The organism is Funiculus sociatus GB2-C1, assembly GCF_039962115.1.
Lineage (GTDB): Bacteria > Cyanobacteriota > Cyanobacteriia > Cyanobacteriales > FACHB-T130 > Funiculus > Funiculus sociatus.
The window spans coordinates 118,022-132,067 of record NZ_JAMPKJ010000010.1; the positions used below are offsets into that span (position 1 = coordinate 118,022).

A 14,046-nucleotide genomic window follows, 5' to 3' on the forward strand; every position below is an offset into this window, starting at 1 on the left:
CCTAACTTTTTTCAAGCCATCCTAGTTTAGTTTTGCTAGGGTATTGTTAACAATTATCAATGAAAGCGCACGACTCATTTGAGGTTATGGCGATTAATCTTGTTCATTCTGCTTCACCCCATCCCCCAGCGCAAAATACAACAGCGCTCCGGGAGGTCTTTGAGACAATTCAGGCTGATAGCTGTCCCAGTACCTATAACTTCCATATGCACACCATCTGCTCTGATGGTAGGCTGAAGCCAGAAGAGTTGATAGAGCAGGCAGTCGTCCTCGATCTCAAAGGTCTTGCTATTACCGATCATCACTCTGTTCGTGGTTACAAGGCGGCTCAATGTTGGCTAGATAAGGTATTTGATGGCTCTAAAGTGGACGCTCCGCACCTGTGGACTGGTGCGGAAATTACCTCTAAGCTGCTGGAAATAGAAGTCCACATCCTCTGCTATGCCTTTGACCCAGAACATCCCGCAATGCAGCTGTATTTACAAGGCAAGGCACCCAGAGGAAGTGATGCTGAAGCTGCTAATGTAATTACTGCGGTTCATCAAGCTGGTGGCTTGGCGGTTTTGGCGCACCCATCCCGCTATCGCCTTCGGGCCACTGAACTCGTAAGAGCGGCTGCTGAAATAGGTATTGATGGCATGGAAACCTACTATGCTTACAATAACCCTAGCCCCTGGAAACCCAGCCCCAAGGAAACCACGGAGGCAATACAATTGGCTACTACCTATCGTTTGCTAAACACTTGCGGCACTGATACCCACGGCTTGAGCTTGCTTCAACGTTTGTAGGGGAGCTGGGGGCTGGGGACTGGGGAGGAGTATTATCAATTAAAACTAAATATCAAGAAACCCGTTTTCGATAGGGAAAACGGGTTTTTTAAGCAATTCTCTCGGTTAGTGATATTTAATCCAAGGAGATAGCCAATCGCCTTTTTTAAGGCGGGGGATCAAGTGTTAACCGAAAAGTATTGTTTAAATTGCGATCGCATTACGCCTAATTGATTAAATAAGCTTTAAGCTAATCCATAAATTATTGCCTCTTCTCAAAGTAAGATATTTTTTATAGTTTATAAAATAAATGCCGCTCACTAAGGAGCGGCACACATAGCCCGAGTCAGGAATAATGAAAAATTATTATTAAAAATTGCTACTTTGCATCAGCATCAGAACGGTGACGCTAACGCTCATCATCACCAAAAGGATAGCCAGAGAAACTGATTGACCCAAGTGGTTAGAAGATTGTGAAACTTTCATTTTTTTCTCTTTTAAATTACGAATCTGTTTAATCAAGATATCAGTAACCTTAAGGGATCAATGAGAAAAGCACAAGTTTCTTCAATTAACGCAAGGTTTCTTAATAAGAAGGATAGCGATCGCTCAGTTTTCCAGATGCCTAACGACTAGAAGCTCCCGCACACGAATAAAGCCAGCCTGCGCGGGTTAATTCCTCGTTATCCGGGCAGAAGCCTGGATAACGAAGAAAGGGACAATTCATTACCTAGTTAAGCCGTGTTCCAGGGCATACCGTACCAACTCGGTGCGGCTATTGGTTCCAGTTTTACTAAACAAGCGGCTGACGTACTTCTCGACGTTGCGGACGCTGGTTTCCAGACGACGGGCAATTTCTTTATTCATCAATCCCTCCGCCACTAAGTCTAAAACACTCTGTTCTCTGGGAGTCAAGTCGATGCGGATGGGTGAGGGTGTTTGCACAATGCGATTGGTATCTTCTAACATTCCCCTGATGGCGGCAATCTGAAGCTTGATATCTTCAATATCGCTGCCACCGCCTGCTGTGTTTGCGCCTGTTGTGCGACGTTCCAGCAAATTTTTGACTATTGCCTCTAATTCTTCCGGGTCAAAAGGTTTTGGGAGATAGGCATCGCATCCAGCTTGATAACCTAGTATGCGATCGCTTGTCATACCTCTGGCGGTCAAAAACACGACTGGAAGACTCTTAAACCGAGGATCTTCCCGCAACTGCTTGAGGAATTGATAACCATCCACCTTGGGCATCATCACGTCCGAAATCACTAAGTCCGGTACGTTCTTCTGCAACATCTGCCATGCGTCAGTAGCGTTACTGGCAACCTGAACCTTAAAACCACTATCTTGCAGATACTCTTTGACTGCTTCGCGCAATCCAGGTTCGTCGTCTACCAGTAATAATTGTGCTGACATTGTTGTTTCCTTGCCGCTACGTTTTCTTTACAGTTTTGCTGGCATTAGTGTTTTTTTGCCGCTATTTTTTCAATGTAGCGAACTTTTTTCACAGCTATTTGATCGGACTTCTAGACTATACAAATTACACCATTAATGCTAATACTTATTTTTATATTTATTTTATAAAAAAATTCTCGTTCTCCAGGCATCACCCCAAAGAACGAGTTTTGTTATGTCTAGCCCCTAGTCCTTAGCCCTTAATGCAGCACCAGACCTAACAAAGCTAAGACACTGTTAATCAGGTAGAACACCCCTACAATCTGCGTTTCACTCCAGCCACTCAGTTCTAGATGGTTGTGGAACGGAGACATTTTAAACAAGCGCTTGCCGATGCCATCTGGGCCTTTGGTGGCTTTGTAGTAGCTAACTTGGGCAATTACCGAAATTGCTTCCACAAAGAAAATCCCGCTGAGTATGAATAGCGCCCAGAGGTTGTTACTCAGAAGCCCGACTGCTGAGAGTGCGCCTCCGAGTGCCAGGGAACCTGTATCGCCCATGAAAACGCTGGCTTTGTTGCGGTTGTGAACCAAAAAGCCTAGACAACTGCCACTCATACAGGCGCAGAAAATCATCAGACTGGGCGAGGTTGGGGCAACTATAGCACCAAGTCCAACTAGAGCGATCGCGCACGTTCCCGCCGCTAGTCCATCCAAACCATCCGTGAGGTTTGTAGCATTACTCTCCGCTACCACAACAAAAACCGCCAAAGGCCAGAACAACAGCCCCAGAGGTAAAGCTAAATTGAAAGGCAACGAGATAGTTGTAATCCCCGCAGGTTGACTTATAGCCAGCCACGTACAAAAAAGCACACCTACCCCAATCTGCAAACCCAGTTTCATCCGGGGCGAGATGCCTTTATTCGAGCGGAGTCTGATTACTTGCCAATCGTCAACCCAGCCAATTGTTCCATATGCTAAAGTTACAATTGATACTGCCATTACAGGCGCAAGCTCTTGCACCCCTACAGTTAAGCAAGACCAAATCAAAGCTACAAATACACCCACAGGCACAAAAAACAAGCCCCCCATCGTTGGGGTGCCTGCTTTTTTCAGATGAGTTTGGGGGCCATCTTCACGAATAAATTGACCAGTTTTCAATGCTTGCAGGAGGGGTACTGCCCAGTACCCTAATCCCGCCGTCACTACAGCACACAGGCACAGGGGCAAAGTCATAGAAATGCCCAGCGCTGCCAGATAACCTGCTTGCCAATCGAAAATCAGTGTTCCCACACTTAGCCCAACCGCCAGCAACGCTAGTAGGCTCGTTCCTGAGAACTTCAACGAACGATCGGAAAATAATTTAGCGTCCACAGATTTTTAGTTCACTTCTCACACCAAAATTCAGAAGCCTAAATTCAGAATCCAGAAGTTTCTTTTGCCTCCTGAAGCCTGAATTCTTATGCGCTGACTATTAATCCTCGACCTCGACGACATCATCATCGTCGTCTAGGTCATCGTAAGCACCATCATCGACCGTCATCAGGTCGGCGATTTCTTCATCTTCATCCATAAATGTGTCTTCTACGACTTCACGCGCCAACAGCCGCCCTGTTGATTCCAGCCAGTCGAGAATTGAAGGTTCTTGTTGTAGCGGAATGATACCAGCCAGTTGATGACGCGGTTCTTCGCGCAGAGACGGATTGTAAAACTTAGGGTCGGACATAAGAGGATAAGAGCCAGGGTCGCTAACTAGACATATTGAGTTTACCATTCGGAGAATAGCGATCGCTGCTAGGTCATCCCTTTTGTGTCAAGGTGAGCGTTACTAAACTTATCAAAAATGAAGATGAGGGTGTCAGTTTGGTTGGAAAAACAAGGGCTAAGCTGATGGTAGTGTCACGCAACGCAAGTGTAAGGTCATAATGAGGAAAGCAGCACTGCTGGAAGCGATCGCTTTTCAAAACCGTGGACTGCTGGCGACAGAAACCGACAAAACAGCCATTCTCGCCGCCGTTGCCCAATTGGAAGACATAAATCCCACACCCCGTCCGGTTGAGGCGGCTGACTTACTAGACGGCAATTGGCGGCTGCTTTATACCACCAGTCGCAGTTTATTAAACATTGACCAGGTTCCATTGTTTAAACTTGGTCAAATCTATCAATGTATTAGGGCAAAATCAGCCAAAATTTACAACATTGCTGAAGTTTACGGCTTACCCTACCTCGAAAGCATAGTCAGCGTTACCGCACGGTTTGAACCGCTTTCTGAACGCCGCGTATTAGTAAAATTTGAGCGTTCCATCTCCGGTTTACAGCGCTTAATCGGCTACAACTCACCCTCTGATTTTATCCAGCAAATTGAAAGCGGGAAAAATTTTCTCGCCTTAGACTTTGGTATCGAAAGCCGCGATCAAAAAGGTTGGCTGGATATCACTTATCTCGACAACGATTTGCGGATAGGTCGAGGCAATGAAGGTAGTGTTTTTGTACTAACAAAAGTCATTAAGTAGTAGAGGTGTCTCGCCTGTGTTCATAGTCAATCAGAGGCGAGACTACAAAATGACAAGGGACGACAAACAACAAATAAAAAATGCAATTAAATCAAGAAACCCTGTTACGACTATCTCAAGGACAACTGAATTTATTAGAAACTTGTCCAAGAAGATTTCAACACATCTACTTAGACAAACTAAGTTCTCCCACCCATCCAGAACAACAAGAAAGATTAAGTTGGGGTAGTCGGTTTCACTTGTTGATGCAGCAGCGAGAACTTGGATTGCCAGTAGAATCGCTGGTGCAGGAAGACGCGCAACTACAACGCTGGGTAAATGCGTTGTTGAATGCAGCACCAGAACTTTTGAAAACAGACTCAACATTTCGTCAAAGCGAACATTGCCGGACACTAAATTTTCAGGGATATTTGCTGACTGTTATCTATGATTTGTTAATTGAAGATGTGGGAAATGCTCAGATTTTTGATTGGAAAACCCATCTTCAACCGAAAAAGCGGCAATGGTTAGAAGCAGATTGGCAAACACGTCTTTATCTCTATGTTTTGACAGAAACAAGCGATTATTTAGTTGAACAAGTTTCTATGACTTACTGGTTTGTTCAGTCTCAACCTGAGCCAAAAAGCATTAAGATACAATACAACGCTAGAAAGCACGAGCAAACGGAAAAAGATTTAAAACACCTGTTGACGCAGCTAACAGAATGGCTGCAACGCTACCAGGATGGGGTTGACTTTCCACAAGTTCTAGAATCTGCTAATCGTTGCGGTGACTGTAATTTTGCGGTGCGATGCGATCGCGTCCCGATCGCATCGCACCTTCGTACTGACGAAGAAAATCCCATTAATAGAGATTTGCTGCTAAATATCGCAAATATTCAGGAAGTTTCTCTGTAAAAGATAAACAATTTCAAAACTTATGATGGATGAGAAAAATGATGAGGCATTTTCTAATCACTCCTCTGTATATGTCCGCAATCTAGAAATCGACGATCTGGCTCCCGTTTACCACTTGGGAGAATCTGTTTTTACTAGCGATTTGTACCCCTATTTATACAGGACTTGGGACGAATGGGAGGTGATTGGGCTTTACAACACCGATCCAGAATACTGTCTAGTTGCCGAAATTGATGAACAACTAGCAGGATTCATTTTGGGAACGGTTATTAGTAAAGCAACCTGGACTTATGGATATATTATTTGGCTAGGAGTTAGCCCGAATTTTCAGCGCCGGGGTGTAGGAGATAAGCTAGTTGATAAGCTGATAGAAAGGATGATTGAAGATGGAGTGCGGTTCATGCTGGTTGACACCGATCCTGCTAATACTCCAGCTGTAAAATTCTTTGGACGCAAAGGTTTTGGCAATACTCGACAGCACATTTTCTTGTCGATGAACTTGAGCAAGCATGAATATTATGGGAGACTGATTTCCTACGAACGCGAAAAAGCTGAGAGGGCGGCATATAAGCGATCGCGTCGTCGTCCTTCAACGCAACCCCAGGGAATTACCAGCGAAGCTGCAACTAAGGTAATGGTGACAGAAACCCCGCCGCCGACCGGGGAAGATCCCGGTAGATTACCAGATGAATAGAAAGCTGGACGGCTAAAGTCGCGGCTTTCGCGTACAAAGTCCGCCTTGGCAGGTTTTGTTTGTGTAGCGCCACCCTGAAGGGTGAACGCACTAGCTGCTGAGGCGACTAAAGAAAATCGCAGCTAAGATAATCAAACCCAATAGGGCTAAGGGAACCCAGAAATTAATAGGCTCTATCATCTCAGTTAATTTTATCCCAGCAATCGGGTGTTTAAATTAATAATGTTTATAGAATACAGCTAGAATGTAAAGCGAAAATTATTTTAAAAGGCAACCATGACATCACAAGATACGGTGACATGGCTACAAGAACGCACCGCACTGGGCGTACTGTCTGCACCGATATTAAATGCGATCGCGCAAGTTCTAGAAGAGAAAATTGTACCAGCACAGACGAACCTGGTAGTAGAGGACACGCCCCCCGAAGGACTCTATATTTTAAGACAAGGACAGCTAGAAGGCGATCGCAAAGAGCAAATCGGTTCAGCCTGGGGAATTAGTTTCCTCCCTGGAGCCGCCATCCACCTACAGGAATTGCTATTAGACCAGCAGGCGCAGCGCACTGTCAAGACTTTGAGCGAATGCCAGCTCTGGTTGCTTCCCGCCGCCCAATTTCAGGAATTAGTCGCCAAATATCCGGAAATTTCCCAGGCGTTCTCCCAACAAATGGCGCAAGAACTGGCGAAGCTATCTTCCCAGCTAAGCTACGAACAAGAACGTCAAACAGCCTTGCGTCCCTACCTAGTAGCTAGAGCCAAACGCGGGATTGTGGGAAAAAGCCGCTATGCTACCAGGCTCCGAGAACAAATTAAACAGGCAGATTGCGATCGCCGTCCAGTCCTGATTTTTGGAGAACCTGGGTTAGAAAAAGACAATACCGCCGCCCTGATTCACTTTAGTTGCCCAAACCGACGCGAACCTGTAATTAAAGTAGACTGTAGTACCCTACAAGCCAGCGGTGCAGAGCTATTTGGGCGCATCGGCGGTAAACCAGGGCTAATCGAATCACTAGGGACAGGCACCTTAATACTCAACAATATCCAAGAACTGCCCCCAGAACTCACGCCCAAACTAGCGCAACTCTTAGAAACCAACACCTACAACCCCGTTGAAAGTTTCCAGCACCGTAGCGCAGGCAAGATGCCTGCGGGACAGGAACACAAAAGCAGGGGAGAAAATTCCTCACTCAGCCTTAGACCCGAAGCACTTATTTGTCAAGCCCGCATCATTATGATTGCGGAAAAACACCTACCTACAATTGAACGTCAAGTAGGTCATTTAATAAAAGTGCCGCCGCTACGAGTGCGAAAAGCTGACATCGAAGCTCAGGTAGAATACTACATTAGCCTCTTCTGTCGGGCAAAAGGCATTCCCAAACCCACAGTCACTCCAGAAGCTTTGCGCCGTTTACAGGCGTATGATTTCCCTGGCAACCTCAAAGAATTGCAAAGTCTCGTAGAACGAGCTATCGTTCAGTCTCCCGGCACCAAAGAGTTAACCGAAGAAGTTTTTTGGTCAGTTGAAAGCAAGAAAAAACAATTTCGCGTTAATCTTTTAAATGCCTATCCCGGTTTGCGGCGATTTCTCAGAAGTTCCTGGTGGCCGGATAGAATTAACTACGGCTTCACATTCGGCTTTTTTGCCATCGTCGTCGGACTATTATTTTTTGGCCCCCAGAGCCGTTCGGAAAATGTGACTCTCAACTTATTTTGGGCGTGGTGGTGGCCTTTGATATTAATAGGTTTTCCCTTTGTCGGAAGGCTTTGGTGCGCCTTTTGTCCTTTTATGATTTACGGGGAAATCACCCAGAAGCTTTCCCTGTGGCTATTTCCCCGTCAGTTGAAACGCTGGCCCCGGCAGTCAGCCGAAAAGTGGGGTGGATGGTTTCTGTTTGGACTATTTGTCCTAATTTATCTCTGGGAAGAACTTTGGAATTTAGAAAATACAGCTTATCTTTCGGCTTGTTTGCTCTTATTAATTACCGCCGGAGCAATGATATTTTCAGCAATTTTTGAGCGACGGTTTTGGTGTCGGTATCTGTGCCCGATTGGCGGAATGAACGGGCTATTTGCTAAGCTTTCAATGATAGAGTTAAGGGCGCAGCAAGGCACTTGTTCAGCAGAATGCACCACCTATCAATGTTACAAAGGCGGCCCGCAAAAAGGGGAAGGTTTGGAAACTAGCGGCTGTCCGGTTTACTCTCATCCCGCCCAATTGGAAGATAACAAAGATTGTGTATTGTGCATGACATGTCTCAAAGCTTGTCCGCACCGTTCAGTTGAACTAAATTTGCGTCCGCCGGGAATTGAGTTATGGACAAGTCATGTACCGCAGGCTTATGAAGTGGCGTTGTTACTGTTGCTATTAGGAGGAGTTTATTTGCATCGATTGCCAGAATTGCAATCAATTTTAGGGTTGAATTTAGATTTAACGCAATTTTGGCAACATTTCAGATTATCGATTTTCGCTTTGATTATTCCTGCTGCTGTGCCTTTTTTAGCTTACGGTGGAATCTTGCTTTTTAAGGGTTCTCTAAAACCTCGCTCGTTTGTAGAGTTAGCGTATGGATATTTGCCGCTAGTTTTGGGGGCAAATTTATCTCACTATTTGCGGCTAGGTTTAGGTGAAGCTGGACGGATTTTACCGCTAACTATGGCGACTTTTGGGCTAAGTGGTGAAGGGTTGCCCGTGTTGGTGGCTCATCCGGCTGTGATAGAGTTTTTGCAGGGAACGACGCTGATTTTCTCGCTGCTGTTGACGATGCTATTAACTCAGAAGATTGCCAGACAGCAGATGGGATCGCTTTTACCGCAACATTTGAGTGCGATCGCGCTTTTCGTCTCCCTCTGGATGATTATCGTGCAATAAATTTTACCTAAACCCCTTCGCCGTCCTAACACGGATGAGTGCGATCGCGCTTTTTCTCTAGTCTTCTGTACTGAGGCAAAGTTGTTGTGAGGTTTGTTGGGCTATCTGTGGAAATTGAGGCAGTCATGGCACTAAAATTAATTAGGGTTGTCAAATAACTCTATTCAATTTAGCCATTTATCTCAGTAACAACTGATAGTTTAAGTCGCTAAAATGTAAAATTGGTAATGGTCGATAAGGGTATTTTAGGAAAAATGTCACAGCAGCAACTCGAATGGCAAGTACAGCCAAATATTCAACCACCAGAAGCGTTTATTGAAGAAGTTAAACATTACGCATCTGGATTACCAGGACATTATGCTGCTCAATTGTTATGGCAACGGGGAATTAGAGATACAGCCCAGTTAGCAGGTTATTTGAACCCAAATCTGTATCAACCTGCAAGTCCGTTTGAATTTGGACAGGAAATGCACTGGGCGACAGAAAGATTACTGGAAGCCCGAAACTCTGGTGAAAAAGTTGCTATTTGGGGAGATTTTGATGCTGATGGCATTACATCTACTTCTATTTTATGGGATGGATTAGGGCAGTTCTTCGCTCAGTATCTACAACTAAGTTATTATATTCCCAATCGGTTAACCGAGTCTCATGGACTTAATAATAATGGAATTAAAGCACTTGCCGAAAGTGGAACAAAGCTGATTGTTACTTGCGACACAGGTAGCACTAATATCAGTGAAATTGAGTATGCCCAAAAATTGGGTATTGATATTATTGTCACCGATCATCACACGCTACCTACAGAACGTCCAGATGTAAAAGCAATTATCAATCCCCGCTATTTACCACCAGAACATCCGATGTTTCATCTTTCTGGTGTTGCAGTTGCTTACAAGTTGGTAGAAGCACTTTATGAAACTTTGCCAGATGTTCCTCAACAGCCTTTAGAGGATTTGTTGGATTTAGTTGCAATTGGTTTAATTGCCGATTTAGTACAACTTAGTGGTGATTGTCGCTACCTAGCACAGCGAGGAATTGAACGCCTGCAACAGCAACTCAAAAAACGTAACCGTCCTGGTGTAGCGCGTCTGTTAGAATTATGTCAAAAAAGTGGCGATCGACCAACTGACATTTCTTTCGGTCTTGGCCCTAGAATTAACGCTGTGAGTCGCATTCAAGGCGATGCTTCTTTCTGTGTGGAGTTGCTGACAAGCCGTGATGAAAAACGCACTCAGCAGTTAGCAACAGAGACAGAATTAGCTAATTGTCGCCGCAAGGCTTTGCAAAAAGATGTCGCTTTTGATGTTAACAAGAAGTTAGCTCAACTCGATTTATCAACAACTAGCGTAATTGTTCTTTGCGACCCTCAGTGGGCTGTAGGCGTTTTGGGCTTGGTGGCGGGACAAGTAGCGCAAGAAACTGGTCGTCCGACTGTTTTGTTGAGTACAGAAGGCGATTTGAGCGAAAATGCGATCGCACGCGGTTCTGCGCGTTCCGTTAATCAAGTTGATCTTTACCAATTAGTAAACGCACAAGCACACTTATTATATCGATTTGGCGGTCATCCCTTCGCTGCTGGATTGAGTCTCCCAGTCCAGAAAATTCCTCTATTTACAGAAGCAATTAATCAGCAGTTACGTGCCACTGTTGGCACCCCAGACGGCACTCCTTTACCGCCAATTGTACAGGCAGATTTAGTTTGTACGGTGCGGGAATTAGGAAAAGATTTGTTTCGCGAATTAAAATTGCTGGAACCCTGCGGTATGGGCAACCCAGTTCCAAAATTGCTGATTCAAAATTGCTGGTTTGAGAGTATGTGGAATACCAATACTCAGGACTTAAAAGGTAGAAAAGTTCAGTACATTAAAACTAAGTTTAAAATTTGCGATGATTCCTGCGAAACTGGTTTTGAGGGTATTTGGTGGGGACACTATAAAGAAGATTTACCTAAAGGTAGATGCGATGCAATTGTTGAACTCGATTTCAATAGTTATGAAAATCCTAGTAAAGGAATAAAACCTCATTATGAAGTGCGAATGATTGCCGTGCGTAGTCTTGCCCAAACACACTCGCTAGGCACTACTAGCCAACTAGACTGGATTTTAGACTGTCGTGAGGAATCCTTAGTTTGTAGCACAGATGTCTCGCCTGTGAGTTTGCACTCCTCAGTCCTACCAGTTAGAGAGTGTCCCAGCAGTTGGGATGAGTTGCAAATGTGGTTCAGACGCGCCCAACAGACAAATCGGAAACTAGCGATCGCATATCACCCCCCTGAACCAATTCCGCCCGACCAAATTTGGCTACAACTTGTAGGAATTGCCAAATACCTCAGCCGTACAGGAGAAACGGCAAGTGATGACCAAATATCTCAGAAGCTAGGAATAAGCGATCGCACTCTTCAACTGGGACTTGATGCTTTATCTCATCTTGGTTTTTTTGTCAAACAACTAGACTGGAATTTTCAGATTAGTTTCCATCCAGAAGAATCTTCCTCCAGTCTTGCCAAGAATGCCATCGAGCAATTTATAGCAGCTGTCCAAGAAGAACAATTCCGGCAAAAATACTTTTATCAAGTTCCCTTGTCCGCCATTCGAGCGATGGCTACTCAAAATGCAATCAGTTAAAAATAGTGGATTATTAGTTGGTAGAACAGCCCAGACCCCTGTCCGTGAATCCTCAATTGTTCATTACTACTAATCAATAATCACCAAACATAAACCATCAACAGATTCAATTGATGCAAAATTCTCTCCAAACGCCCCACAGTGGATATCATTGGAACGGCAGCAGCCAGCGATTTTTTGAAGGTTGGTATTATCGCGTTACTTTACCAGATTGCGGTCATACCTTCGCTTTCATGTATTCAATTGACGATCCCATTGGCGGCAAACCGCAAAGTGGCGGTGCAGCACAAATTCTTGGCCCAGAGGATAGCTACCTTTGGCGCACCTTTCCAGATGTCAACAAGTTCTGGGCATCACGGGACGTTTTAGCCTTGGGACACTGGGGAAAAACCAATTTGTCCACCAAACCCGCCTACCTCCCCTTTGATCAATTTCAGCATTATGTCCAAGAAGGTTATCAAGCTACAGCAACCTTAAATCAGGGCTTTTTGCAAGATCCCGGTACGGGTGCATCCGCACGGTGGGAATATCAGATTCAGCCAGTGTACGGTTGGGGAAATCAAAATCAACCACAGCAATCAACAGCCGGATGGTTGTCTTCTTTCCCGATTTTTGAACCGGGATGGCAGATATTGATGGCTCACGGTTTAGCAACAGGCTGGATTGAGTGGAATGGCGATCGCTACGATTTTACCAACGCGCCAGCTTACAGCGAAAAAAACTGGGGACGCGCTTTTCCGCAAAAATGGTTTTGGGTGAATTGTAATAGCTTTGACAATGAACCTATCGCCTTAACTGCTGGTGGCGGTAGACGCGGGGTGTTGTGGTGGATGGAATCTGTAGCGATGATCGGTTTGCATTATCGCGGAAAATTCTACGAGTTTGTACCCTGGAACTCAAAGGTAAACTGGAATATACAGCCTTGGGGCAGTTGGCAGATGCAAGCGAGAAATGAGCATTTTGAAATTGAACTCACCGGAACTAGCGATCGCCCCGGAACTCCCCTGCGTGCGCCCACAGAAAACGGTTTAGTTTTCTGTTGTCGCGATACCATGAACGGTCAGCTTAGCCTGGAACTGCGAGAGCTATGCGCCAGCAAACCGAAAACCATCCTGAAAGCACACAGTTCTCTATGTGGATTAGAAACAGGAGGTACTTCTTGGGAAGAAACCTGGCGGTCTGCTTAAAGATAGGTGAGTGATGGTTCGCTCAACTGCTATGATCGGCTTAGAGTTGGGGCTGTAGCTCAGATGGATAGAGCGAGCGCCTCCTAAGCGCTAGGTCGCCGGTTCGAGTCTGGCCAGTCCCGTTGTCTGCTAATCTCTAATAATATTTCTCGCCCAGTAAAGTGCATCTACCGTTGACGCACTTGTTGGGATAGAGAAATTTCATATTGGGCGCACTTGCCCCAACTTTAAACTCGGCTTTTTCGATTGATGATTCTGAAAATTTCTCCCAGCGGACAACAAAAATTATTTTCCAAGACTTCTCAGTCTAAAGCTAAATCTTATCGGTTGCTGTTGCTAGTCCTACCTATAATGCTTTGGTTTGGGTACAAGCAGGTTGAAAAAAGTTTCATTAAACCCCAAGCATTATTAGTTTTGGGTGGTTCCACTAAAGATTTGGAGCGTGAGAAGTTTGCAGCTAAATTGGCGCATGAAAACCCAGATTTACCAATCTGGGTTTCTTCAGGTAGCACCAACAAAACCTACGTCAAACGAGTTTTTGCCAAAGCTGGAGTTGATCCTAGTCGCCTGCGCTTGGACTATAAGGCGTTGGATACGGTCACTAACTTTACCACCCTGGTTGACGAAATGGAAGCTAAAGGGATCTCTAGCATCTATTTAATTACCTCTGACTACCATATGCGCCGCGCCAGGGTAATTGGAGAGATTGTTTTAGGCAGTCGGGGAATTGCGATTAAACCTGTAGTAGTGGAAACAGGGAACCCATCTGAGCCGATTGAAAAATCAATCCGCGATGGAGCCAGAGCTATTCTCTGGGTGACTACCGGATATACAGGGGCTACCCTAAGTAAGTCGTATAGAACGCCTCCCTAATCCCAGCAATTCTCATTGAAATTATTAGTAATTGTAAATATGTAGTGAAAATTTTCTACACCACTAGAGAGGCATTAATAATGATGGCTAAAATACCCCCTATATCACAAATGTTGAATGTTAAGAAAACTCTATAAAAATTATCCCCAAATCATGATAAATTTGGGGATAAATGCTAATTAATTTTATTAGTTTCTATGGTACAGTCATTTCCGAAGCTTGTCAAAGAACTG

The 14,046-nt window shown here is 44.8% G+C and carries 11 protein-coding genes and 1 tRNA gene; 9 read left to right on the top strand and 3 right to left on the bottom strand.

The window, feature by feature from the left end; translation table 11 throughout:
• Positions 1-86 precede the first annotated feature (86 nt).
• Complete coding sequence (locus NDI42_RS07640; RefSeq protein ID WP_190452339.1) at positions 87-788, top strand: PHP domain-containing protein; 702 nt, start codon at positions 87-89, stop codon at positions 786-788.
• Between the two features lie 705 nt (positions 789-1,493).
• Here NDI42_RS07640 and NDI42_RS07645 read toward each other — a convergent pair.
• From NDI42_RS07645 to NDI42_RS07655, 3 genes are all read right to left on the bottom strand, one after another.
• On the bottom strand, positions 1,494-2,180 hold the full coding sequence (locus NDI42_RS07645; RefSeq protein WP_190452312.1) for a response regulator transcription factor: 687 nt from the start codon (positions 2,178-2,180) through the stop codon (positions 1,494-1,496).
• A 239-nt stretch (positions 2,181-2,419) separates the two neighbouring features.
• A complete protein-coding gene (gene mraY / locus NDI42_RS07650) occupies positions 2,420-3,532 on the bottom strand; it encodes a phospho-N-acetylmuramoyl-pentapeptide-transferase (protein WP_190452314.1) in 1,113 nt (370 codons plus the stop codon).
• Positions 3,533-3,632: 100 nt separating this feature from the next.
• Positions 3,633-3,884 (bottom strand): DUF3134 domain-containing protein, encoded by a 252-nt coding sequence (locus tag NDI42_RS07655; protein WP_190452316.1) that lies wholly within the window; start codon positions 3,882-3,884, stop codon positions 3,633-3,635.
• 196 nt (positions 3,885-4,080) lie between these two features.
• Between NDI42_RS07655 and NDI42_RS07660 the strand changes: the two genes are divergently transcribed.
• The 8 genes from NDI42_RS07660 to NDI42_RS07695 all read left to right on the top strand — a co-directional run bounded on the left by NDI42_RS07660 (position 4,081) and on the right by NDI42_RS07695 (position 13,813).
• Entirely contained in the window at positions 4,081-4,671 is a 591-nt protein-coding gene (locus NDI42_RS07660; protein WP_190452340.1) for a PAP/fibrillin family protein, read from the top strand.
• Between the two features lie 80 nt (positions 4,672-4,751).
• Positions 4,752-5,567, top strand: coding sequence for a PD-(D/E)XK nuclease family protein (locus NDI42_RS07665; protein ID WP_190452318.1), 816 nt, complete (start codon positions 4,752-4,754; stop codon positions 5,565-5,567).
• Positions 5,568-5,589: 22 nt separating this feature from the next.
• Positions 5,590-6,261 (top strand): GNAT family N-acetyltransferase, encoded by a 672-nt coding sequence (locus NDI42_RS07670; RefSeq protein WP_199311022.1) that lies wholly within the window; start codon positions 5,590-5,592, stop codon positions 6,259-6,261.
• A gap of 276 nt (positions 6,262-6,537) precedes the next feature.
• Positions 6,538-9,129, top strand: coding sequence for a sigma 54-interacting transcriptional regulator (locus NDI42_RS07675; protein WP_190452320.1), 2,592 nt, complete (start codon positions 6,538-6,540; stop codon positions 9,127-9,129).
• 254 nt (positions 9,130-9,383) lie between these two features.
• Positions 9,384-11,753: a single-stranded-DNA-specific exonuclease RecJ gene (recJ, locus tag NDI42_RS07680; protein ID WP_190452322.1), complete on the top strand. Its 2,370-nt coding sequence runs from the start codon at positions 9,384-9,386 to the stop codon at positions 11,751-11,753.
• A 113-nt stretch (positions 11,754-11,866) separates the two neighbouring features.
• Positions 11,867-12,940, top strand: coding sequence for a tocopherol cyclase family protein (locus NDI42_RS07685; RefSeq protein WP_190452324.1), 1,074 nt, complete (start codon positions 11,867-11,869; stop codon positions 12,938-12,940).
• A 48-nt stretch (positions 12,941-12,988) separates the two neighbouring features.
• A tRNA-Arg gene (locus NDI42_RS07690) sits at positions 12,989-13,062 on the top strand.
• Between the two features lie 127 nt (positions 13,063-13,189).
• Positions 13,190-13,813, top strand: a complete 624-nt coding sequence (locus NDI42_RS07695; RefSeq protein WP_190452325.1) for a YdcF family protein — start codon at positions 13,190-13,192, stop codon at positions 13,811-13,813.
• Positions 13,814-14,046: the final 233 nt, after the last annotated feature.